This is a genomic window from Terrabacter sp. AAH1, from assembly GCF_054456855.1.
The window spans coordinates 81,169-102,547 of the sequence record NZ_JBTJJV010000015.1 but is presented as its reverse complement, the minus strand read 5'-3'; the positions used below and the strand labels follow the sequence as shown (position 1 = coordinate 102,547).

Annotated in this window: 22 protein-coding genes and 1 riboswitch; of the genes, 11 read left to right on the top strand and 11 right to left on the bottom strand. The window is 73.8% G+C overall.

Annotation, left to right across the window (positions count from 1 at the left end):
• Positions 1–100 precede the first annotated feature (100 nt).
• Entirely contained in the window at positions 101–304 is a 204-nt protein-coding gene (locus ACXR8F_RS18675) for a hypothetical protein (protein ID WP_045191188.1), read from the top strand.
• Entirely contained in the window at positions 301–984 is a 684-nt protein-coding gene (locus ACXR8F_RS18670; protein WP_458802781.1) for a histidine phosphatase family protein, read from the top strand. The genes ACXR8F_RS18675 and ACXR8F_RS18670 overlap by 4 nt, the downstream gene beginning before the upstream one ends.
• Positions 985–1,011: 27 nt before the next feature.
• Here ACXR8F_RS18670 and ACXR8F_RS18665 read toward each other — a convergent pair whose 3' ends face one another.
• From ACXR8F_RS18665 to ACXR8F_RS18645, 5 genes are all read right to left on the bottom strand, one after another.
• Complete coding sequence (locus ACXR8F_RS18665; protein WP_045191190.1) at positions 1,012–1,650, bottom strand: bacterial proteasome activator family protein; 639 nt, start codon at positions 1,648–1,650, stop codon at positions 1,012–1,014.
• 125 nt (positions 1,651–1,775) lie between these two features.
• A complete protein-coding gene (locus ACXR8F_RS18660) occupies positions 1,776–2,387 on the bottom strand; it encodes a hypothetical protein (protein ID WP_045191191.1) in 612 nt (203 codons plus the stop codon).
• 143 nt (positions 2,388–2,530) lie between these two features.
• The gene (locus tag ACXR8F_RS18655) at positions 2,531–3,508 is read right to left on the bottom strand and encodes an NAD(P)H-quinone oxidoreductase (RefSeq protein ID WP_458802778.1); all 978 of its coding nucleotides are present in this window, start codon (positions 3,506–3,508) and stop codon (positions 2,531–2,533) included.
• Between the two features lie 9 nt (positions 3,509–3,517).
• On the bottom strand, positions 3,518–4,228 hold the full coding sequence (locus tag ACXR8F_RS18650; RefSeq protein WP_458802776.1) for a Type 1 glutamine amidotransferase-like domain-containing protein: 711 nt from the start codon (positions 4,226–4,228) through the stop codon (positions 3,518–3,520).
• A gap of 38 nt (positions 4,229–4,266) precedes the next feature.
• The gene (locus ACXR8F_RS18645; protein WP_045191194.1) at positions 4,267–5,046 is read right to left on the bottom strand and encodes an IclR family transcriptional regulator; all 780 of its coding nucleotides are present in this window, start codon (positions 5,044–5,046) and stop codon (positions 4,267–4,269) included.
• Positions 5,047–5,146: 100 nt separating this feature from the next.
• Here ACXR8F_RS18645 and hutH point away from each other — a divergent pair, with 100 nt between their 5' ends.
• Together hutH and hutU are read left to right on the top strand one after the other, a co-directional pair.
• Entirely contained in the window at positions 5,147–6,697 is a 1,551-nt protein-coding gene (hutH, locus tag ACXR8F_RS18640; RefSeq protein ID WP_458802774.1) for a histidine ammonia-lyase, read from the top strand.
• Between the two features lie 32 nt (positions 6,698–6,729).
• Positions 6,730–8,385, top strand: a complete 1,656-nt coding sequence (gene hutU / locus ACXR8F_RS18635; RefSeq protein ID WP_458802772.1) for a urocanate hydratase — start codon at positions 6,730–6,732, stop codon at positions 8,383–8,385.
• A gap of 40 nt (positions 8,386–8,425) precedes the next feature.
• Here hutU and ACXR8F_RS18630 read toward each other — a convergent pair whose 3' ends face one another.
• Both ACXR8F_RS18630 and ACXR8F_RS18625 read right to left on the bottom strand, forming a co-directional pair.
• On the bottom strand, positions 8,426–8,830 hold the full coding sequence (locus tag ACXR8F_RS18630; protein ID WP_082080936.1) for a DUF3253 domain-containing protein: 405 nt from the start codon (positions 8,828–8,830) through the stop codon (positions 8,426–8,428).
• A gap of 4 nt (positions 8,831–8,834) precedes the next feature.
• A complete protein-coding gene (locus ACXR8F_RS18625) occupies positions 8,835–9,398 on the bottom strand; it encodes an aminoacyl-tRNA deacylase (RefSeq protein WP_458802770.1) in 564 nt (187 codons plus the stop codon).
• Positions 9,399–9,433: 35 nt separating this feature from the next.
• Here ACXR8F_RS18625 and ACXR8F_RS18620 point away from each other — a divergent pair, with 35 nt between their 5' ends.
• The 3 genes from ACXR8F_RS18620 to hutI are packed head-to-tail and all read left to right on the top strand — an operon-like array spanning position 9,434 to position 13,217.
• A complete protein-coding gene (locus ACXR8F_RS18620; protein WP_458802768.1) occupies positions 9,434–10,687 on the top strand; it encodes an allantoate amidohydrolase in 1,254 nt (417 codons plus the stop codon).
• Positions 10,684–12,018: a formimidoylglutamate deiminase gene (locus ACXR8F_RS18615; protein ID WP_045191198.1), complete on the top strand. Its 1,335-nt coding sequence runs from the start codon at positions 10,684–10,686 to the stop codon at positions 12,016–12,018. The genes ACXR8F_RS18620 and ACXR8F_RS18615 overlap by 4 nt, the downstream gene beginning before the upstream one ends.
• Positions 12,015–13,217, top strand: coding sequence for an imidazolonepropionase (hutI, locus tag ACXR8F_RS18610; protein ID WP_458802766.1), 1,203 nt, complete (start codon positions 12,015–12,017; stop codon positions 13,215–13,217). Before ACXR8F_RS18615 ends, hutI begins: the two co-directional genes overlap by 4 nt.
• Here the strand turns inward: hutI and ACXR8F_RS18605 are convergent.
• Positions 13,214–13,423: a DUF1918 domain-containing protein gene (locus ACXR8F_RS18605; protein ID WP_045191200.1), complete on the bottom strand. Its 210-nt coding sequence runs from the start codon at positions 13,421–13,423 to the stop codon at positions 13,214–13,216. The genes hutI and ACXR8F_RS18605 overlap by 4 nt on opposite strands.
• A 76-nt stretch (positions 13,424–13,499) precedes the next feature.
• Positions 13,500–14,927, bottom strand: coding sequence for an MBL fold metallo-hydrolase RNA specificity domain-containing protein (locus ACXR8F_RS18600; RefSeq protein WP_458802764.1), 1,428 nt, complete (start codon positions 14,925–14,927; stop codon positions 13,500–13,502).
• Positions 14,928–15,085: 158 nt separating this feature from the next.
• Here ACXR8F_RS18600 and ACXR8F_RS18595 point away from each other — a divergent pair, with 158 nt between their 5' ends.
• Together ACXR8F_RS18595 and ACXR8F_RS18590 are read left to right on the top strand one after the other, a co-directional pair.
• On the top strand, positions 15,086–16,270 hold the full coding sequence (locus tag ACXR8F_RS18595) for a sensor histidine kinase (RefSeq protein ID WP_458802760.1): 1,185 nt from the start codon (positions 15,086–15,088) through the stop codon (positions 16,268–16,270).
• Positions 16,271–16,302: 32 nt separating this feature from the next.
• A complete protein-coding gene (locus tag ACXR8F_RS18590) occupies positions 16,303–16,956 on the top strand; it encodes a response regulator transcription factor (protein WP_045191303.1) in 654 nt (217 codons plus the stop codon).
• A gap of 30 nt (positions 16,957–16,986) precedes the next feature.
• Here ACXR8F_RS18590 and ACXR8F_RS18585 read toward each other — a convergent pair whose 3' ends face one another.
• Positions 16,987–17,529, bottom strand: coding sequence for a dsRBD fold-containing protein (locus ACXR8F_RS18585; RefSeq protein WP_458802758.1), 543 nt, complete (start codon positions 17,527–17,529; stop codon positions 16,987–16,989).
• Positions 17,530–17,644: 115 nt separating this feature from the next.
• A complete protein-coding gene (locus ACXR8F_RS18580) occupies positions 17,645–18,112 on the bottom strand; it encodes a DUF4235 domain-containing protein (RefSeq protein ID WP_458802756.1) in 468 nt (155 codons plus the stop codon).
• Between the two features lie 62 nt (positions 18,113–18,174).
• Positions 18,175–18,291, top strand: a riboswitch (TPP riboswitch).
• Between the two features lie 85 nt (positions 18,292–18,376).
• Here ACXR8F_RS18580 and ACXR8F_RS18575 point away from each other — a divergent pair.
• Together ACXR8F_RS18575 and ACXR8F_RS18570 are read left to right on the top strand one after the other, a co-directional pair.
• Positions 18,377–18,991, top strand: a complete 615-nt coding sequence (locus ACXR8F_RS18575) for an ECF transporter S component (protein WP_045191204.1) — start codon at positions 18,377–18,379, stop codon at positions 18,989–18,991.
• Positions 18,981–21,329: an ATP-binding cassette domain-containing protein gene (locus ACXR8F_RS18570; protein WP_458802754.1), complete on the top strand. Its 2,349-nt coding sequence runs from the start codon at positions 18,981–18,983 to the stop codon at positions 21,327–21,329. Before ACXR8F_RS18575 ends, ACXR8F_RS18570 begins: the two co-directional genes overlap by 11 nt.
• Positions 21,330–21,379: the final 50 nt, after the last annotated feature.

Here is a 21,379-nt window from a genome sequence, read left to right as displayed (position 1 = left end):
CTCACCCTAACCGGACCCTGACCTGTCACCTCGGGAGCACCCGCCGTTCACGTCGGCCTGCTGCCATGGGGCCATCCCGGCGACGACGCGAGGAGCAGACGTGGGACCCGTCCACCGCAAGGCCGTCGTCGGCGCGCTCCTGATGGCGTATGCCGTCCTGCTCGCCTTCGGGCAGCGCCTCCTCGGCGGGTCGGCCGGGGTCGTCATCCTCGTGGCGAGCTTCGTCGTCGGCTTCGCGTGGCTGCTGCTGCTCGTCGCGCCCTGGGCAGCAAGGGGTCGGCGCGACCGTAGTCTGAACCGGTGAGCCTCGAGCACCGGCCGAACCGGATCATCCTCGTGCGGCACGGGGAGTCGGAGGGAAACCTCGACGACACGGTCTACGAACGGGTGCCGGACCACCGGATCAGCCTGACCGACAAGGGTTTCGAGCAAGCGCGCGCGACCGGCGAGAGGCTGCGCGAGGTGCGCGACGGCGAGTCCGTCGAGGTCTACGTCTCGCCCTACGTGCGCACCCGGCAGACCCTCGAGGCGCTCGCACTACCGGTCGCCGAGCGGGACGTGCGGGTGGAGCCGCGCCTGCGCGAGCAGGACTGGGCGAACTTCCAGGACCCGGCCGACATCGCGGAGCAGAAGGCGCTGCGCGACCGCTACGGGCACTTCTACTACCGCTTCACCCACGGGGAGTCGGGCTCCGACGTCTACGACCGTGTGTCGACGTTCCTCGAGTCGATGCACCGCAACTTCGAGACGCCCGCCGCCCCCCGCAACGTCGTCATCGTGACGCACGGCCTGACGATGCGGCTCTTCTGCATGCGCTGGTTCCACTGGAGCGTCGAGTACTTCGAGTCGCTCGACAACCCGGCGAACGCCGAGCCGGTCGTGCTGCTGCGCCAGCCCGACTGCCGCTACAAGCTCGAGCGGCCGTTCTCGCAGTGGAACACCGCCGTGGTCCCGACCGAGCGCGAACGCTCCAGCTGGCTCTGACGCGACGCCCCGGACGGCACCCGGGCCTCAGAGGTACTGGCCCGTCGGGCCCACCTCGCCGGGGTGCGGCTCCGGGTGGGTGCCGGGGGGCGTGCCGTAGGACGCGCCGGGACCGGGCGGCAGGGCGCGCATCTGCTGCAGCTGCTGCTGCGCCGCCATCTGCTGCGCGACGAGCGCCGTCTGGATGCCGTGGAAGAGGCCCTCGAGCCACCCGACGAGCTGGGCCTGGGCGATGCGCAGCTCGGCGTCGGTGGGGGAGTCGTCGCGGAAGGGCAGGGCGATGCGGTCGAGCTCCTCGACGAGCTCTGGCGCGAGGCCGTCCTTGAGCTCCTCGAGTGAGCGGTGGTGGATGTCGGCGAGCCGGCGGCGGCCGGCCTCGTCGAGCGGTGCGTTGCGCACCTCCTCGAGCAGCTGCTTGATCATCGAGCCGATGCGCATCACCTTGGCCGGCTCCTCGACGAGGTCGGCCGGGTTGGTGCGCTCGCGCTGCTCGTCGGACTCGCGACGCTCGCGGCTCCGGCCGTGTCCCTCGTCGCTCCCGTCGTTGCCGTCGGTGAGGGGTGTCGCGACGCCCATGCCGTCGGGCGTCACGACGACGATGCGGGGATCGTCGTTCGTCGCGCCGTCGTCGGTGACCTGACCCTGGCGGCTCGCGTCGTCGCTCATGCGTCCCATCCTGCCTCACCCAGCGGCGGCACGAGGTCGGGGCCCGTGCGTCCCCGTCAGGACGCACGGACCCCGTCGCTGCGCTCAGCGCGCCGCTCGGTCGCAGCCGCGTGGCTCCCGATCCGTCAGCGGGCGCCTGCCGTCGCGAACCACGGGTGGTGCAGGTCGTGGTACTGCACGTCGCTCATGGCCTTGTCCATGTCGGCCATCTGCTCCATCATCTCGGGCGGCATGGCCTTCTTCTCGCCCTCGCGGGCCTCTGCCTCGGTGCGGAACGCCATCGTCTGGGTGAACCAGCCGTCCTTGTCGACCGCGATGGTGCCGCCGAGGATGTCGGGCCGCTCGGTGTGGAGCGTGTCCATCGGCATGTCGCGCATCATGCGGAACTTCTCCTGGTCGCTGATGCGGCCCTGGATGACCTGGACGAACTGCGCGTCGTCGGACCCGCCGTCGAGCATCATCGTCACGTCGTCGCAGTCGTGGAACGTCACCTCGCCGTCGAAGCACTGCTCCGTCTCGGCCCACCAGGCGCCCTGCTCGGGGCGCTCGCTGTTGCGCATCGCCGACTCCCGCGAGTCGAAGCGCACCACGCCGATGAACTCGTTGTCGTCGTCGATGCCGTAGGTGCCGCCGAGCCAGCCGGTGGCGCCCGGCTCGAGCTCGTCGCGCCAGGCGTCCATGCGGGCGTGGAGCCGGTCCGCGTCGTGGGTCTTGCCCTGAATCACTTGGATGAACACTGCAGGTGCCTCCCGGTACTCGTGTGGTGGTGGGAGGGCCGCTTCGTGGCGAAGTGGTCCACGTGACGACGGTACGCCGGTGGCCGCGCGGGCGACACGGGACGAGTCGGACACAGCCGGATCGTCCCGCGGCACAGTGATGCTCAGGTGGTCAGGAGAATCTTGCCGATGTGGCCCGAGGCCTCCATCTCGCGGTGCGCCTCGGCGGCGTGCTCGAGCGGGTGGCGCGAGTGGATGATCGGGCGCACGTCGCCCGACTCGACGAGCGGCCACACGTGCTCGCGCACGGCGGCCACGATGGCAGCCTTCTCGGTGGCAGGGCGGGCTCGCAGCGAGGTCGCGATGACCGCGGCACGCTTGGCGAGGAGCATGCCCATGTCGAGCTCGCCCCGGCGGCCGCCCATGAGGCCGATGGTGACGAGCCGGCCGTTCGTCGCGAGCGCCTCGACGTTGCGGCCGAGGTACTTCGCGCCCATGTTGTCGAGGATGACGTCGGCGCCGTGGCCCTTCGTCAGCTCGCGCAGGCGCTCGACGAAGTCCTCCTCCTTGTAGTTGACGAGGAACTCCGCTCCGAGGTCGCGGCACGCGTCGAGCTTCTGCTGGCTGCCGGCCGTCACGGCGACGTGGGCACCGACGGCCTTGGCCAGCTGGATCGCCATCGTGCCGATCCCCGAGCTGCCGCCGTGGACGAGCAGCACCTGGCCGGGCTGGATGTTCGCGACGAGGAAGACGTTGGACCACACGGTTGCGGCCACCTCGGGCAGGCCCGCCGCGTCGACGAGGTCGACGCCGCGGGGCACCGGGAGCACCTGCTCGGCGGGCACCGCTACCTTCTCGGCGTAGCCGCCACCCTCGAGGAGCGCGCAGACCTCGTCACCCACGTGCCACTGCCCGACGCCCTCGCCGACGGCGGCGATGCGGCCGCTCACCTCGAGGCCGGGGTACTCCGGCGCGCCGGGCGGCGGCGGGTAGTGCCCGAGGCGCTGCATGACGTCGGCGCGGTTGACCCCCGCCGCCACGACGTCGATGAGCACCTGACCGGGCCCCGCCTCGGGGTCGGGCACCTCGTCGAGGACGAGGCTGTCGGCGGCTCCGGGCTCGGGGATCGTGATGGCGCGCATGCCCCGAGCCTATTGACCGGCCGAGCGGCGCCGCACCGCGACCGCCCCGTCGGAGGTGCGCTCGACGTCCCACACGTGCCCGGCACCTCGCACGACACCACCGGGCCCGAGGACCGTGTCCTCGTCGATGGCGACGCCACGCGGTGCGAGGCCCTCCTGCACCACGGCGACGAGTCGTGACAGGTTGCCCCACTGCGCCGCGTGCACGTCCACCGCCCCGTCGACGAGGCCGATGCCCCCGACCACGGTCAGCGGGTCGAGCTCCTCGTTGCTGTCCTCGGGGCAGACCGGTCGGCCGTCCACCCGCCACCCGCCGATGACGGCGTGCGTGCCGGCCACGGCGGCACCTGCGGAGAAGCCGGCATACGGCAGGCCCGCGTGGACGCGCGTGCGGATCTCGGCGTACGCGGGCGAGAGGGACGCGTGGTACTCGGGCGTCGGTCCACCGCCGACGAAGAGCCCGTCGATGTCCTCCAGGGCGGACGTGTCGAACTGCGACCCCTCCTCGACCCGCGCGATCTCCAGCTCGTGCCCGCCGACGAGCCCGAGAGCGCGCCGGTAGCGCTCGTGGTACTCGAGCGACTCGGGGTCGGTGCCCATGACGACGAGGAGGACGCGGGGCGTCCGGCCGGCTCTGCGCGCTGCTGCGTCGACGAAGCCGCCGTAGACGTCGCGGGCACGATCGTCGTCCCACCCGCCGCCGACGAGGAAGAGGTCCATCCCTGCACCCTAGGGAAGGAGCCGGCGAAAAGCCGGGATCAGCGCCGGGTCATCACCGCGCTCGGGCTCAGCCGGCGACCGACGTCCTCCGCGGCGACGCGTGCCCGGGCGACGAGGTCGCCGACGTGCTCCGACGAGGCATCAGCGGTGCGCAGCGTGAGCGCGACCGCGGCCAGCGGCCGGCCGCCGCGGTCGAGCACCGGCACGGCGACCGACGAGAGGTCGGGTGTGACGGTGCCCTCCTCACGCGCGTGCCCGTCGGCACGCGTGCGGGCGAGGATGCTGCGCAGCTCGGCGAGCGAGCGCGGCCCGCCACCGCCGCTGCGCTGCACGAACGACGCCCGGTCGGGGTAGAGCGCGCGCACCTGGGTGGCCGGGAGGGCTGACAGCATCGCGAGCCCGCTCGCCGTGAGGTGTGCGGGAAGACGGACGCCCACGTCGGTGACGAGCATCGGCTGGCCGGGGGCGCGCTCCTCGAGGAGGTAGATGACGTCGCGCCCGTCGAGCGTGGCGAAGTGGGCGTTGCGCCCGCACTGGTCGACGAGGCGTCGCATCGCCGCCCGGGCGACGCGGGCGAGCGGCGCCTGCCGCTGGTAGGCCGACCCCAGCTCGTAGGCCGCCTGGCCGAGACCGAAGCGCCGCTCCTCCACGTAGTGGGTGACGTAGCCGCGGCCGTGCAGCACCTTGAGCAGGTGGTAGACCGAGCTGCGGGGGAGCCCGAGGTCACGCGCGATGGAGGCGGCTGGCAGGGGCTCGGCGTGGCGCGAGAGGTGCTCGAGGACGTCGAGCGCGTTGGCGGCGGCCGGGGCGTTGGACACGGTGCCACCTCCTGTTCGCGATCGCCGTCGTCTCGCATCCGAGACAATTGTGCGCCTCGACGGCCGCCCGCGCCAGTGCGTCGGCGGTTCGATGGGAGCCATGAACGAACGCCCCACCGTCATCGTCGGCACCGGCCCGCTCAGCGCCGACGACGTCGTCGCGGTCGCCCGCCACGGCGCGCGCGTCGAGCTGTCCGCCGAGGCCGAGGCCGAGATCGCCCGCAGCCGTGAGGTCGTCGAGGCGCTCGCCAACGACACGGTGGCCCACTACGGCGTCTCCACCGGCTTCGGCGCTCTCGCGACCCGGCACATCCCGACGCCGCTGCGCGCCCAGCTGCAGCGCTCCCTCGTGCGCTCGCACGCCGCCGGCACCGGTCCGGAGGTCGAGCGCGAGGTCGTCCGCGCCCTCATGCTGCTGCGCCTCTCGACCCTCGCCACGGGACGCACCGGGGTGCGCCTCGAGACCGCGAGGGCGTATGCCGCCGTGCTGAGTGCCGGCATCACCCCCGTCGTGCACGAGTTCGGGTCGCTCGGCTGCTCCGGCGACCTCGCCCCGCTCTCCCACTGCGCGCTGGCCGTCATGGGCGAGGGCCCGGTGCGGCTCGAGGACGGCACCGCCACCGACGCGGCAACAGCATTGCGCGACAACGGGATCGAGCCGATCGTGCTCGCCGAGAAGGAGGGCCTCGCCCTCATCAACGGCACCGACGGCATGCTCGGCATGCTCGTGCTCGCGATCCACGACCTCCGCCACCTGCTCAAGGTCGCCGACATCTCGGCCGCGATGAGCGTCGAGGGGCTGCTCGGCACCGACGACGTCTTCGCCCCTGACCTGCACGCCCTGCGCCCGCAGCTCGGGCAGGGCGCGTCGGCCGCGAACCTCCGCGCGGTCATGGCGAACTCGCCGATGCGCGAGTCGCACCGCACCGAGGAGTGCACGCGCGTGCAGGACGCCTACTCCCTCCGCTGCGCACCCCAGGTGCACGGCGGGGCCCGTGACACGGTCGAGCACGCCGCCCGGGTCGCCGCGGCCGAGCTCGCCTCTGCCGTCGACAACCCCGTGGTGACGCCCGACGGTCGCGTCGAGTCCAACGGCAACTTCCACGGTGCCCCGGTGGCCTACGTGCTCGACTTCCTCGCGATCGTCGTCGCCGACGTCGCCTCCATGGCCGAGCGCCGCACCGACCGGTTCCTCGACCAGGCCCGCAGCCACGGCCTGCCGCCGTTCCTCGCCGACGACCCCGGCGTCGACTCGGGGCTCATGATCGCCCAGTACACGCAGGCCGCGATGGTCTCCGAGCTGAAGCGGCTCGCGGTCCCGGCGTCCGTCGACTCGATCCCGAGCTCGGCCATGCAGGAGGACCACGTGTCGATGGGCTGGTCGGGCGCGCGCAAGCTGCGCCGGTCGGTCGACGCCCTCGGCAGGGTGCTCGCCATCGAGCTGCTCACGGCAGCACGCGGCATACGGCTGCGGGCGCCCCTCGAGCCCGGTGCCGCGGCGGCGGCCGTCATCGCGGCCCTCGACACGCACACCGACGCCACCCCCGGACCCGACCGGTTCCTCGCCCCCGACATCGAGGGTGCGCACGCGGCGGTCGTCGCCGGCGACGTCCTCGCCGCCGCCGAGTCCGTCACCGGCCCCCTCAACTGACCCGAACTTCCCTCACGCACAAGGAGATCGCCATGGAAGGTGCACGTCCCGTCCGCGCGGCCCGCGGCACGCAGCTGACCGCGCAGTCGTGGGCCACCGAGGCCCCGCTGCGGATGCTCATGAACAACCTCGACCCTGAGGTCGCCGAGCGCCCCGACGACCTCGTCGTCTACGGCGGCACCGGCCGAGCGGCGCGCGACTGGAAGTCCTTCGACGCCATGGTGCGCACCCTGACGACCCTCAAGCAGGACGAGACGATGCTCGTCCAGAGCGGGCGTCCGGTCGGCGTCATGCAGACCCACGAGTGGGCCCCGCGCGTGCTCATCGCCAACTCCAACCTCGTCGGCGACTGGGCCACGTGGCCGGAGTTCCGCCGCCTCGAGCACCTCGGTCTCACGATGTACGGCCAGATGACGGCCGGCTCGTGGATCTACATCGGCACCCAGGGCATCGTCCAAGGCACCTACGAGACCTTCGCCGCCGTCGCCGAGAAGCGTTTCGGCGGAACGCTCGCCGGCACCCTGACCCTCACGGGCGGCTGCGGTGGCATGGGCGGCGCGCAGCCGCTCGCCGTCACCCTCAACGACGGCGCCTGCCTGATCGTCGACGTCGACCCGGCCCGCCTCCACCGCCGGGTCGAGCACCGCTACCTCGACGAGGTCGCCGTCGACCTCGACGACGCGATCGAGAGGGCCCTCGCGGCCAAGCGCGAGCGCCGCGGCTGGTCGGTCGGCGTCGTCGGCAACGCCGCCGAGGTCTTCCCCGAGCTGCTGCGCCGCGGCGTCGAGATCGACATCGTGACCGACCAGACCTCGGCCCACGACCCGCTGTCCTACCTTCCCGAGGGCGTCGCGCTCGAGGACTGGGCCGAGTACGCCGAGAAGAAGCCGGAGGACTTCACCGACCGGGCCCGCGCGTCGATGGCCAAGCACGTCAAGGCGATGGTCGAGTTCCAGGACGCCGGCGCCGAGGTCTTCGACTACGGCAACTCGATCCGCGACGAGGCCCGCCAGGGTGGCTACGACCGCGCCTTCGAGTTCCCCGGCTTCGTGCCGGCCTACATCCGCCCGCTCTTCTGCGAGGGCAAGGGCCCGTTCCGCTGGGCGGCCCTCTCGGGCGACCCGAAGGACATCGCCGCGACCGACAGGGCCGTGCTCGACCTCTTCCCCGACAACGACCGCCTCCACAAGTGGATCCGTGGCGCGCAGGAACGGATCGCCTTCCAGGGCCTGCCTGCCCGCATCTGCTGGCTCGGCTACGGCGAGCGCGACAAGGCCGGCCTGGCCTTCAACGAGCTCGTCCGCACCGGCGAGGTCAGCGCCCCGATCGTCATCGGCCGCGACCACCTCGACAGCGGTTCGGTCGCCAGCCCGTACCGCGAGACCGAGTCGATGGCCGACGGCTCCGACGCCATCGCCGACTGGCCGCTGCTCAACGCGCTCGTCAACACGAGCTCGGGCGCGAGCTGGGTCTCGATCCACCACGGTGGCGGCGTCGGCATCGGCCGCAGCCTCCACGCCGGCCAGGTCTCCCTCGCCGACGGCACCGACCTCGCGGCCCAGAAGCTCGCGCGCGTGCTCACGAACGACCCCGGCATGGGCGTCATCCGCCACGTCGACGCGGGCTACGACCTCGCCGACCAGGTCGCGCGCGAGCGCGGCGTCCGCATCCCGATGCAGGAGGGCTGAGCCGCCGTATGCCGTCCGCCTCTCGTCGAACCGTCGGTGGTCAGCGGGGGCGGCGGACCCGGATCGGGCCCTTGGCGTGGTCCGGGTCGACGACCCGCCCGCCCTGCGTGATCTCCGCGCGTCCGGTGGCCACGAGCCGTCGGGCCGCCATGCGCGCCGGCTCCATCAGCGCGCGCCAGGACTCCGTGCCGTCGTCGGGGACGCTCCCTCCGCCGGCGACGGCACGGGCCGCCTCGCTCGGGCAGACCGACGCGTCGCGCGTCCGGGCGTCGAGCAGCCGCTCGAGCTCGTCCTCGAGGTCGCGATCGACCTGCGTCACACCGTGCCTGCGGCAGCCGTCAGAGCACCAGCGCACCGAGTCCCAGTCGCGCTCCCACGCCTTGCGCCACGTGATGGTGCGCCCGCAACGGGCACACGGCTTGGTGGGCAGCGGTCGAGTGGGCACCCGGCTAGCGCCTGACCTCTTCGTCGGAGATGTCGGCGACGGTCGCGTCGAAGTGGCGGATGACGTCGTCGCCGTGCACGGTGAGGCCGACGCCGTGCCCGCCGCCGCCGAGCGAGACGGTGCGGCCGACGAGGTGGCTGTCGGCGATGACGGGCAGCGCCGTCGCCGATCCGAAGGGCGTGATGGTGCCGCGCTCGTAGCCGGTCACGGCCTTCGCGGCCTCGGCGTCGGGCATCGAGATGCGGTTCGTACCGAGCAGTGCCCGCACCTTGGCCCACGAGAACGTGCGGTCACCGGGCACGAGCACGAAGACGTGGTCGTCCTCGGCGCGACGCACGACGAGGGTCTTGATGAGGTCGCGTGGCTCGATGCCTCGGGCTGCGGCTGCCTCCTCGAGGCTCGAGACGCGCCCGTGCCGGGTCACCGTGTGCTCGATGCCGGCAGCCCGCACCGCCTCGACGGCCGGTGTCGAGACCTGCTCGGCGGTCGGGTCGGCAGTGGAGTCGGCAGAGGACTCGGCAGAGGAGTCGGCAGAGGACTCGGCGGAGGACTCGCGGTCGGCATCCATGAGAGGAGCCTAGTGACGAGGGATGGTGGTCGACCATGACGACGAGCTTCGACCGGATGTGGGCCGACCTGGCACCGCTCGGACGGGACCGGGGCACGGGCGGCTACCGCCGCTACGCCTGGACGCGCACCGACCACGACCTGCGCGAGTGGTTCGTGGGGGAGTGCGCCGCCCGCGGGCTCGACGTCGTCGAGGACCGCGCCGGCAACCAGTGGGCCTGGTGGGGCGACCCCGACACGACCGCCGGTGTCGTCATCGGCTCGCACCTCGACTCGGTGCCCGACGGCGGCGCGTTCGACGGGCCGCTCGGCGTCGTCAGCGCCCTCGCCACCGTCGACGCGCTCCGCGAGGCCGGCATCGAGCCGGACGTGCCGCTGGGCGTCGTCAACTTCGTCGACGAGGAGGGTGCGCGCTTCGGCATCGCCTGCGCCGGGTCGCGCATCATCACCGGCGCTCTCGACGCAGACCGCGCCCGGTCGCTGACCGACGCCGACGGCATGACCATGGCGCGGGCCTGGCAGCATGCCGGCCGCGACCCCGCTGCGCTCGGCCGCGACGACGAGACGGTCCGCCGTATCGGCACCTTCGTCGAGCTGCACGTCGAGCAGGGCAAGGCGCTCGCCCTCGCCCCCGACGGCACCGACGATCTCGACGACCCGGCCCGCGCCGTCGCCATCGGCACCGACATCTGGCCTCACGGTCGCTGGCGGATCGACCTGCCCGGCGAGGCCAACCACGCGGGCACCACCCGCATCGAGGACCGCCACGACGCGATGATCGGCCTGGCCGGCGTCGTGCAGGCAGCCCGGTCGTGTGCCGTCGCGCAGGGGTGCGTGGCCACCGTCGGCAAGGTCGTCGTCGAGCCCGGCGGCGTCAACGCCATCCCGAGCCACGTCACCGCGTGGCTCGACGCCCGCGGTCGGGACGAGGACGCCGTGCGCGCCATGGTCGACGCCGTGACGGCAGAGGCGGGCACCCACGGCGCCACGACCACCCTCGAGTCGTGGACCCCCACCACGACGTTCGACACCGACCTCCTCAGCCGGCTCCGCGGCATACTGCCGCAGGCCCCGCTGCTCGGCACCGGCGCCGGGCACGACGCCGGCGTGCTCGCCACGCACGGCGTGCCGAGCGCGATGCTCTTCGTGCGCAACCCCACAGGAATCTCACACTCACCCGCCGAGTCGGCGGAGGCCGCGGACTGCCACCATGGGGTCACGGCGCTCACCGCCGTCGTGACCGAGCTGTGCTCCCGGAAGGACATCGACCCCATGGGCAGTGCCCGATGACCGCGTTCTGGTGCGAGAGCGCGTGGCTCACAGGTGGCTTCGCCCGGCGCGTGCGACTCGTGACGCAGGACGGCCTCATCAAGGACGTCCTCGTCGACGCCGACCCGCAGCCCGACGACGTGCGGCTGCCCGGCGTGACCCTGCCCGGCATGGCCAACGCCCACAGCCACGCCTTCCACCGCGCGCTGCGCGGCCGCGTCAACGGCGGCGGCGGCAACTTCTGGAGCTGGCGCGAGCAGATGTATGCCGCCGCGGAGCAGCTCAACCCCGACACGTACTTCGCGCTCGCGCGGGCCGTGTTCGCCGAGATGGTGCAGGCCGGCATCACCGTCGTGGGGGAGTTCCACTACGTGCACCACCGGCCCGGCGGCCACCCCTACGGCGACCCGAACGCCATGGGTCTCGCCGTGCGGCAGGCGGCCGACGAGGCCGGCATCCGGCTCACGCTGCTCGACACCTGCTACCTCGAGGGCGGCCTCAACGGCGGCGGCCACGTCGAGCTGCACCCCGGGCAGCGCCGGTTCAGCGACGGCACCGTCGACGCGTGGGCCGCCCGCATGTCGGAGCGCCGCCCCGAGACCGACCGCGTGCGGCTCGGCGCGGCGATCCACTCGGTGCGGGCCGTGCGACGCGAGGACCTGCCGCGCGTCGTCGAGGCCGCCGGCGACCTGCCCCTGCACGTGCACCTGTCGGAGCAGCACGGCGAGAACCTCGCCTGCCAGATGTTCTACGGCGCGAGCCCCACGCAGCTGCTCGACGAGGCGGGCGCGCTCGGCGCCCACTCGACCGCGGTCCACGCGACGCACCTCGAGGACCGCGACATCGGCCTGCTCGGCGGCACCGGCACCGGTGCGTGCTTCTGCCCGACCACCGAGCGTGACCTCGCCGACGGCATCGGACCCGCACGGGCCCTGCACGACGCCGGCAGCCCCCTGTCCCTCGGCTCCGACCAGCACGTCATCATCGACCCCTTCGAGGAGCTGCGGGGCCTCGAGATGCACGAGCGCCTCATCACCAACGAGCGCGACCGCTTCTCGGCCAACGACCTGCTGCTCGCGGCCTCGTTCAACGGCTACCGGTCGCTCGGCTGGTCGGACGGCGGCCACCTGAGCAAGGGCGCGCTCGCCGACTTCGTCACGGTGCGCACCGACACGGTCAACACGGCCGGCGCCGCCCACGACCAGATCATCTACGCGTGCGTCGCCTCCGACGTCTCGACCGTGGTCGTCGGCGGCGACGTGGTCGTCAGCGACGGGCGCCACCGCATGGGCGACGTCGGCCGGATGCTCGTCGGCGCCATCGACCGTGTCACCGGAGGGGTGCCGGTGTGAGCCTGCTCCTCACGGGCATCGCGGAGCTGACGACGAACGACCCGGCCCGGGGTGACGCCCACGCCGCCCCCGCAGATCGTGGTGACGCGCTGCTCGGCATCGTGCGCGACGCCGCCGTCGTCGTCGCCGACGGCGAGATCGCCTGGGTCGGCCCGGCGTCTGAGGCACCCGACGCCGACGAGCGGCGCGACCTCGGGGGCCGCGCCGTCATCCCCGGCTTCGTCGACTCCCACACCCACCTCGTCTTCGCCGGCGACCGCTCCGCCGAGTTCGCCGCCCGGATGACCGGGACCCCCTACGACGGCGGCGGCATCGCGGTGTCCGTCGCGGCGACGCGCGCCGCGAGCGACGGCGAGCTGCGTGCCCTCGTGGCGGGCCGTGTCGCCGAGATGCGCGCCCAGGGCACCACCACCGTCGAGATCAAGAGCGGCTACGGCCTCACCCTCGACGACGAGCTGCGCTCGCTGCGCATCGCCCGCGAGGTGACCCCGCACACGACCTTCCTCGGCGCGCACGTCGTGCCACGCGAGTACGCGACGGACCGCGCGGCATACGTCGACCTCGTGACCGGCCCGATGCTCGACGCGGTCACCGCTAACGGGCCCACGAGCCTCGCGACCAGCATCGACGTCTTCTGCGAGCCGCGCTCGGCGCACGCCTTCGACGGCGACGAGTCGCGCACCGTCCTCGAGGCGGGCCGCGCGGCGGGCCTGGCACTCCGCGTCCACGGCAACCAGCTCGGGCACGGCCCCGGCGTGCGGCTCGCGTGCGAGCTGGGGGCCCGCAGCGTCGACCACTGCACCTACCTCGACGACACCGACGTCGAGGCGCTCGCCGCCGCGCGCGGCACCACGGTGGCCACGCTGCTGCCTGGCGTGGAGTTCTCGACCCGCTCTCCCTACCCCGACGCCCGGCGCCTCATCGACGCCGGCGTCGACGTCGCGCTGGCCTCGGACTGCAACCCGGGCACGTGCTACTCGTCGTCGATCCCGTTCGCCATCGCCCTCGCCGTGCGCGAGATGGGGATGACACCGGCCGAGGCGCTGCACGCGGCCACCGCCGTCTCGGCCCGCTCGCTCGGCCTCGACCGGCGGGTCGCACCGGGGCAGCCGGCAGAGCTCGCCGTCCTCGACGCACCTAGCCACCTGCACCTCGCCTACCGCGCCGGGGTGCCGATCGTCAGGGCGCTCGACCTCTAGGAGCCGGCCGCGTCCTCTGCGGGGTGCTCGCACTTGAGCACCGAGCCCGGACCGGGGTGGATGATCCCGGTGTGGCCGTCGGACCACTCGACGACGTACGGCGGCCCGCCCCCCTCGCCCTTCACCTCGCGGATCGTGCCCTCGCGCGTGCCTTGACCGACGTGCTCCGCGGCCATCGTGATGCGGTCACCGACCCGTGCCTCCATGGCACACCTCCTGAAGGGCTGCACTCCAAGGACTCCACCCCAAGCACACCACGTCGCGGCTCTGGCCGAAAGACCTTCAGTCGAGCAGCACCCGCTCGCCGTAGCGGGGCACCGAGACGGGGCAGTCGAACCGGTCGCGTATGCCGTCCGCCAGCGCCCGCGCCGCCCCGGGCTCACCGTGGACGACGTGGACCGCCTCCGGCGGCCGCGGCATCTCGCCCAGCCAGGCGAGCAGCTCGTCGGCGTCGGCGTGCACCGAGAAGTCGTCGAGCGTGACGACCTCGGCGCGCACCGGCACGTACCGTCCGGCGATCTTGACCTCGCGGGCCCCCTCCTGCAGGTCGCGGCCGCGGGTCCCGATCGCCTGGTAGCCCGTCAGGAGCACGGTGTTGCGGGCCTGCGGCAGCAGGTACCGGAGGTGGTGCACGACGCGGCCGCCGCTCGCCATCCCCGACGCCGAGACGATGACGCACGGGCTGCCGGGGTTGTTGAGGCGCATCGACTCCTCGGCCGTGTGGGCCGTGCGCAGGCCCGACAGCCGCCGTAGCCGGTCTAGGGCCTCGGGGCGCACCTCGCCCGCGTGCTGGGGGTCGCGGTAGATCTCCAGCGCCGCGAGGGCCATCGGGCTGTCGACCCACACCGGCACGTCGGGCACCGCGCCGCTCTCGACGAGGTCGGCGAGGGCGAGCAGCACGATCTCGGTGCGGTCGACGGCGAAGGCCGGGATGACGACGCTGCCGCCCCGGCGGATCGTGCGCCGGATCGCGTCCGCCATGACGTGGTGCTCCGGGTCGACCTCGGGGTGGGCGCGGTCACCGTAGGTCGACTCGACGACGACGGTGTGCGCGGCCGGTGGCCGGGCCCGGGGGAAGAGCACCGGGTGGTCGTTGCGGCCGAGGTCGCCGCTGAAGAGCACGCTCGCGCCGTCCTTCTCGACGAGGACGCTCGACGACCCGAGGATGTGCCCGGCGCGCACGAAGGTCACCGTCGCCCCAGCGGCCTCCACCGAGCCGGTCTCGCCCACCGGCCGCAGCGCAGCCACCGCCCGCTCGGCGTCGGCGACGGTGTAGAGCGGCAGGGGAGGGTCGTGCTTCGACCAGCCGCCGCGCCGGGCACCCTCCGCCTCCTCCTCCTGCAGGTGGGCGCTGTCGCGCAGGATCACACCGGCGAGGGCCGCGGTGCCCGACGTCGTGTGCGCCTGGCCCGCGAAGCCGCCGCGCACGAGGGCCGGCAGGTAGCCGCAGTGGTCGAGGTGGGCGTGCGTCAGGGCGACGGCGTCGATGGTCGCCGGGTCGACCGGCGGAGCCTCCCAGTTGAGGGCACGCCACCGGCGCTCGCCCTGGTAGAGGCCGCAGTCGACCATGAGCCGGCCGCCTCCGCCCTCGACGAGGAACTTGCTGCCGGTCACGGTCCCCGCCGCACCGAGGAAGGTCAGCGCCGGTGCGGCCGGCCGCCTGCCCTTCCCCGGGGAGTGGTGCCGCGTGGGCTGCTGGGAACGTGCCATGGCCCCTCCTGACCTCTTCCCGACACCTCCATCGTCCTCCCGGGCGCGTCCCGGCGACCGGGCCTCGCGGCGTGATGATGCAGACAGGTGCGGTCCGCCGCCGACGGGTGCGACCAGGGTCTGACGACGGGCCCGCGCCGCCCTCGTAGGCTCTGGACGTGACCGAGGGCAACGTCTACGACTGGCTGCAGCGCCGGCCGTTGCTGCTCGACGTGCCGCTCGCGGGCGTGCTCGCCCTGCTCGGCCTCGTCGTGCTCGGCGAGGGACAGGGCATCGGGTGGGCCGTCGTCGGGGTCGCGAACCTCGCGCTGGTCTGGCGGCGCAGCCGCCCGGCGCTCGCCTTCGCCGTCGTCAGCATCGCGCTGGCGGTGCGCGTCATCCCGACGAGCAACCTGCTGCCGGGCGACCTCGCCTTCCTCGTCGCGCTCTACTCGCTCGCCGCCTACGACCGGCGCCGCGGTGTCCGCGTCGCCGGCCTGGGGGTGGCCGCGCTGGGTTCGGTCATCGCCGGTCTGCGGTTCACCGCCGTCAGCGGACGGGCCCCCGGCTGGGGCGAGTTCGTCTTCACGGCCCTCGCGTGCGCTGCCGCGTCGCTCGCCGCCTGGGCGCTCGGCGACCTCAAGCGAGCCCGGCTCCAGCGCCTCTCCGACCTGCAGGACCGTGCCGAGCGCATCGAGCGCGAGCGGGAGCAGGAGCTGCGCCTCGCCGCCAAGGACGAGCGCGCCGCCATCGCCCGCGAGATGCACGACGTCGTCGCGCACGCCCTGTCGGTCATCGTCGTGCAGGCCGACGGGGCGGCGTATGCCGCCGAGCGCAGTCCCGAGGGCGCGCTCGCGCGGTCGGTGGGCGCGCTCGAGACCATCGGCTCGACGGCCCGCGACGCCCTCACCGAGACCCGGCGCCTCGTCGGCGTGCTGCGCGACCCCGAGTCCGGCGCCGAGCTCGCCCCGACCGGGGGCATCGACCAGCTCGACGACCTCGTGGCGCGCGTGCGCGGCGCCGGCGTGCCGGTGACGCTGACCGTGCGGGGCGCCGAACGCACCAGGTCCGTGGGACTCGACCTGGCGGCCTACCGCGTCGTGCAGGAGGCCCTGACCAACGTCATCAAGCACGCCGGACCCGGCGCCAGCGCGGTCGTCGACGTGGACCAGACGCCCGAACGGCTCCGCATCTGCGTCACCGACGACGGGCGCGGTGCCGGCAGCGTCGACGACGGCCGCGGCCACGGACTGCCCGGCATGCGCGAACGCGTGGCCGTGCACGGGGGCACGCTGACGGCCGGGCCTGGGCCGCACGGCGGGTTCGAGGTGCTGGCGACCATGCCGACGAAGGAGCAGCGGTGACGAACGCGGTGACGAACGCGGTGACGAGGGTGATGCTCGTTGACGACCAGGCCCTGGTGCGGGCCGGCTTCCGGATGGTGCTCGACGCCGAGCCCGACATCGACGTCGTCGCCGAGTGCGCCGACGGGCAGGCCGCGCTCGACGCGCTGCCGGGGCGCGACGTCGACGTCGTGCTCATGGACATCCGGATGCCGCGGCTCGACGGCATCGAGGCGACGCGCCGCATCGTGGCCCGCGGCGAGACGCCGAAGGTGCTCGTGCTGACGACGTTCGACCTCGACGAGTACGTCTACGCGGCCCTGCGTGCCGGGGCAGCGGGCTTCCTGCTCAAGGACGCCGGTCCGGCCGAGCTGCTCGCCGCGATCAGGGCCGTGCACACCGGCGACGCGGTCGTGGCGCCCGGACCGACCCGGCGGCTCCTCGACCGCTTCCTCCCGGTGCTCGAGGCGCCGGCCGGCCCGACGGGCGTCGAGCGGCTCGACGTGCTCACCGAGCGCGAGCGCGAGGTGCTCGAGGCCGTCGGCAGGGGCCTGAACAACTCCGAGATCGCTGCGGCCTTCTTCGTCGCCGAGGCCACCGTCAAGACGCACATCGGGCGCATCCTCGCCAAGCTGGGACTGCGCGACCGCGTGCAGATGGTCGTGCTCGCGTACGAGACGGGGCTGGTGCGCGTCGGCGACGCCTGACGGGGTCGGCCGCCGCGGCACCGGGCCCGGTCACGTCGCCCGCACGTGCGCCTCCTCGCCGGTGCGTCGCTCGATGTCCTTCTCGGCCTGCGCCACCAGCTGGTCCGCGAGGTGACGCAGCGCCCGGGCGACGGCGACCTCGTCACCGATCTCGCGCGACGCCGTGTCGTCGGCCGACCGGTGGCTCGTGCCGCTGGCCCGGAGCCGGTCGGGCGAGTCCGCCACCAGCACCACGGTCGCGCTCGTGTCGTCGCCCGACTCCAGCAGCGAGACCCGCACCTGCCACTCGCGCAGGTGCACGGAGTGCGGATGCGGGCGGTCGGCGTGCGAGCCGGCGGCGTGCGTTTCGGCGGAGGAGGCGCTGCCGGTGGCGGCGTCCGCGTCGTCGACGGCCCCGATGCGCAGGACGGCGCCCGGGCCCGGATAGATCAGGCCGGTGCGCCCGTCGCCCCAGCGCACGAGGTAGGGCGGCCCGCCCTCCGGCCCGCGGACCTCGAGCACCTCGCCGTCCCGCGTGGGCTCGTCGACGTGCTCCGCGGCCAGGATGATGCGGTCTCCGACATGCGCTCTCACGGTGTCCTCCTCGTCGTCGTGACATCAAGGAGAGCACCGTCGGTCCGGCGGAGCGTAGGGACCGTGGTCCTGCAGGTACTGGTCGGTGGACCCTTGCGCCGACGCCCGGCGCGGGCTACCGCTTGCCCGTGGCCTTGTCGATGGCCTTCTGGGTCGCCTTCTCGGCCTTGGCCTTCGTCTTGGCGAGCTTCTTCGCGGCCTTCTTGTCGGCGGGCTTCACCTGGTCGTCCTCGAGGGCCTTGGGCAGGTGACCCGTGGAGCGGCGGTAGTAGGTCGCGGCTCCGCGCTCGGCGGCGACCCGGGCGGCCGAGACCGCCATCGACGAGATGGCCGTGAAGAGGATGACGTCGCGGGTGCGCTCGCGCTCGTAGTCACCCTTGACGGGCACGTTGCGGCCGGTGGCGAGCTTCCAGCCCTTCTGGGCGGCGTCGGTCGCGAGCTTCGTCGCGATGAGCGTCGTGCCGACGCTGAGGACCTTCCACACCGGGCCGCCCACGGGCGTGCGCGGAGCCGCGGCGGCCTTGGCCTTCTCCTTCGTGCGGGAGAGCTGCTTGGCGGCCTTCTTCGAGTCCTTGGAAGCCATGGCGTGACTGTACCCATGGCGGCCGGAGTAGAGTCACCACCACAACTGAAGAGCACCACCACCCATCACGACAGGGGAGCGCGAGACGCGCTGAGAGTGCGGCAGCCCAGACGGCCGAGCCGCAGACCCTCGAACCTGCTCCGGTTAGCACCGGCGAAGGAAGTCGGTATTTCTCAGGTCACCTGACGGCCCACGCCTTGCGGCGTGCCCGTCGCGGTGCCCTCCCCCAGGTATCCACCCCTACTGGAACCCGGGAGTCCCATCATGACCAGCACCATCACCGCCAGCGGGCCGCTGACCCGCTGGCGCACCATCGACCTGCTCACCTGCGCCTTTCTCGGTGTCGCCTTCGGCGTCGCGTACTGGGCGTGGGGCCTGGTCTACGCAGCACCGTCGGCCGCGGTGTCGGCGGGCTTCCCGCCCCTCGCCGCCCTCTTCAGCTGGCCGTGGCTCGTCGCCGGCATCGTCGGCATGCTCATCATCCGCCGCCCCGGCGCTGCGGTCTTCACCGAGCTGCTCGCCGCCGTCGTCTCGGCGCTCATCGGGACCCAGTGGGGCCTGACGACGCTCGTCTCGGGCCTGGTGCAGGGCCTCGGGGTCGAGCTCGGCTTCGCCGCCTTCGGGTATGCCGTCTACCGCTGGGCACCGCTGCTGCTCGGCGGCTTCCTCGGCGGGGCGTTCGAGGCCGTCTACGAGTGGTACTCCTACTGGACCGACTGGGGCTGGGACTACAAGGTCGCCTACCTGCTCCTCCTCGGCGCCTCCGTCGCGGTGCTCGGTTCGCTCCTCTCCGTCGCACTGACCCGCGGGCTCGCCTCGGTCGGTGCGCTGAACCCGTTCCCACCGGGCCAGGAGGTCCGCGAGCAGCGTGCCGTCTGACCTTCCGGTGCGACCGCGAGCCGAACACCTCGAGGCCGGGGCGTATGCCGTGCGCTCCGGCTCCGAGGTGCGCGTCGAGGACCTGACGTGGCGACCTTTCGGGCGCTCGCGTCCGGTCCTCGAGCGCCTCGACCTCGAGATCGGCCCCGGCGAGCGAGTGCTGCTCGCCGGGCCGAGCGGCTCGGGCAAGTCGACGCTGCTGCGGGCCGTCGCCGGCCTGCTGCTCACCGCCGACTCGGGTGAGCTCTCTGGCGAGGTGACCGTGGGCGGCGCTGCGCCGCAAGCGGTTCCGGGTTCGGTGGGTCTCGTGCTGCAGGACCCCGGTGCCGGAGTCGTCGCCTCGACGATCGGGCGCGACGTGGCCTTCGGTCTGGAGAACGTGCAGGTGCCGTTGGCCGAGATGTCGCCACGCGTGCGTGCGGTCCTCGACGAGGTCGGCCTCACTATGCCGGCCGACTGCTCGCCCGCGACGCTCAGCGGCGGCGAGTCGCAGCGGCTCGCCCTCGCCGGCGCGCTCGTCATGGAGCCGTCCGTGCTGCTGCTCGACGAGCCGACGGCCATGCTCGACGCCGCCACGGCCGCAGGCGTGCGCGCGGTCGTCGCCGAGGTGGTGGCCCGGCGCGGGCTCACCCTCGTCGTCGTCGAGCACCGCCTGGACGGGTGGCTCGACCTCGTCGACCGGGTCGTCGTGCTCGACGGGTCGGGCGCGGTCGTGGCCGACGGGGACCCACGCCGCGTCCTGGCTGAGCGCGGCGAGTCACTTGCCGCACAGGGGATCTGGGTTCCAGGCGTGCCTGACCCCGAACCGCTGCCCATCGCCCTCGACCCTGCGCCCGATGCGGCAGCCGGGAGGGTGGCCGACGGCCGCGTCGTCGTCTCTGCGATGGACGTCCGCGTCGAGCACACGACGAGACGGCTGGGGGAGCCGTCACGCGCGACGCTCGCGGTCCACGGTGCCGACCTCGACGCCCGCGCGGGCCGCTCCGTCGCCCTCGTCGGTTCGAGCGGTGCGGGCAAGTCCTCGCTCATGACGGCCCTCGGCGGGCTCGTGGCCCCCAGCGCCGGTGCCGTGGAGCCGGCCCTGCCACTGACCCCAGCGGAGGCGGGCGACCGTGGCAGCGCGCGCGACCGCCTGGCGCCACCGCACGAGTGGGCCTCCACCGACCTGGCGCGGGTGGTCGCCTGGGTGCCGCAGCGCGCCGCGACGAGCATCGTCGGGCGCACCGTGCGCGACGACGTGCTCACGACACCGCTGGCGCTCGGGCAGGACCGCGAGCGCGCCGGGCGGCGCGCCGACGCGCTGCTCGCGGCCCTGGGGCTCGCGCACCTCGCCGACGTGGACCCGAGACAGCTCTCCGGCGGGGAGCAGCGCCGCCTCGCCATGGCCTCTGCCGTGGCCCACGGCCCGGCACTGGTCCTGGCCGACGAGCCGACCGTGGGCCAGGACCGGCTCACCTGGGCCGCGGTCGCCGGCGTGCTCGCCGCCGCGCGCGACGAGGGCGCGGCCGTCGTGGTCACGACGCACGACCCCGGCGTCGTCGACGACGCCGACCGGGTCGTCACGCTCGAGGCGCCTGCCCAGCCGGAGCCCGATCCCGCACCGGAACGGCGACCCCTGCTGTCGCGGGTCGGGCCGCTCGCGCTGCTCGCGGCCGCCCTGTGCGTGCTGCCGCTGCCGGCCCTGCTCGACAGCTGGCGCCAGGGCCTCTTCGTGCTCGGCGTCGAGGTGCTGCTCGGTCTGCTCGGTCTGCTCGCACCCGGCCGGGGGCGCGCGCCGAAGGGCCGGCTGCGGGGAGTGCTGGGCCGCCTCGCGCCCGCCGCGCTCGCCGTCCTCGGCGTGGCGTGGTCGGCCTGGCTCCTCGGCGGGCGCGACCTCGAGGTGGCTGCCGGCGCTGCCCTGCGCGTCCTGTGCCTCCTCGTGCCCTCGGCGGTCGTCGTCGGCTTCATCGACCCGGAGCAGCTCGGCGACCACCTCGCCCAGCGGCTGCGGCTGCCCGCCCGACCCGTGGTCGCGGCCACGGCAGCGCTGCAGCGGGTCCAGGCGTTCGACACGCTGTGGGCCGAGCTCATGACCACCCGCCGCGTGCGGGGCACGCGCGCCGACCGCGGGCCGGTGGCCCGCGGCCGCGAGGCCGTCGCCGTCACCGGGGGCCTGCTCGTCGGTGCGCTGGGGCAGGCGTCGGCGCTGGCCCTTGCGATGGACGCCCGCGGCTTCGCCGGCGCCACCCGACGCACGTGGGCCGGGCCCGCGCCCTGGCGCCTGCCCGACACGCTGGCCCTCGCGGCGGGGCTGCTCGTCGTGGCCGCCGGCGTCGCGGCACGGCTGACGCTGTCCTGACCGTCCTCCGGGGCACAATGGGCGGCGCACACCTCGCGACAGGAAAGGGG

What these genes read in the sequence shown, in the direction of transcription:
- ACXR8F_RS18615 (WP_045191198.1), top strand. Translation starts at nt 10,684, where the DNA reads ATGACCGCGTTCTGGTGCGAGAGCGCGTGGCTCACAGGTGGCTTCGCC.
- ACXR8F_RS18650 (WP_458802776.1), bottom strand. Translation starts at nt 4,228, where the DNA reads ATGGACCTCTTCCTCGTCGGCGGCGGGTGGGACGACGATCGTGCCCGC.
- ACXR8F_RS18580 (WP_458802756.1), bottom strand. Translation starts at nt 18,112, where the DNA reads ATGGCTTCCAAGGACTCGAAGAAGGCCGCCAAGCAGCTCTCCCGCACG.
- ACXR8F_RS18625 (WP_458802770.1), bottom strand. Translation starts at nt 9,398, where the DNA reads ATGGATGCCGACCGCGAGTCCTCCGCCGAGTCCTCTGCCGACTCCTCT.
- ACXR8F_RS18620 (WP_458802768.1), top strand. Translation starts at nt 9,434, where the DNA reads ATGACGACGAGCTTCGACCGGATGTGGGCCGACCTGGCACCGCTCGGA.
- ACXR8F_RS18605 (WP_045191200.1), bottom strand. Translation starts at nt 13,423, where the DNA reads ATGGAGGCACGGGTCGGTGACCGCATCACGATGGCCGCGGAGCACGTC.
- ACXR8F_RS18665 (WP_045191190.1), bottom strand. Translation starts at nt 1,650, where the DNA reads ATGAGCGACGACGCGAGCCGCCAGGGTCAGGTCACCGACGACGGCGCG.
- hutH (WP_458802774.1), top strand. Translation starts at nt 5,147, where the DNA reads ATGAACGAACGCCCCACCGTCATCGTCGGCACCGGCCCGCTCAGCGCC.
- ACXR8F_RS18600 (WP_458802764.1), bottom strand. Translation starts at nt 14,927, where the DNA reads ATGGCACGTTCCCAGCAGCCCACGCGGCACCACTCCCCGGGGAAGGGC.
- hutU (WP_458802772.1), top strand. Translation starts at nt 6,730, where the DNA reads ATGGAAGGTGCACGTCCCGTCCGCGCGGCCCGCGGCACGCAGCTGACC.
- ACXR8F_RS18575 (WP_045191204.1), top strand. Translation starts at nt 18,377, where the DNA reads ATGACCAGCACCATCACCGCCAGCGGGCCGCTGACCCGCTGGCGCACC.
- ACXR8F_RS18590 (WP_045191303.1), top strand. Translation starts at nt 16,303, where the DNA reads ATGCTCGTTGACGACCAGGCCCTGGTGCGGGCCGGCTTCCGGATGGTG.
- ACXR8F_RS18655 (WP_458802778.1), bottom strand. Translation starts at nt 3,508, where the DNA reads ATGCGCGCCATCACGATCCCCGAGCCCGGAGCCGCCGACAGCCTCGTC.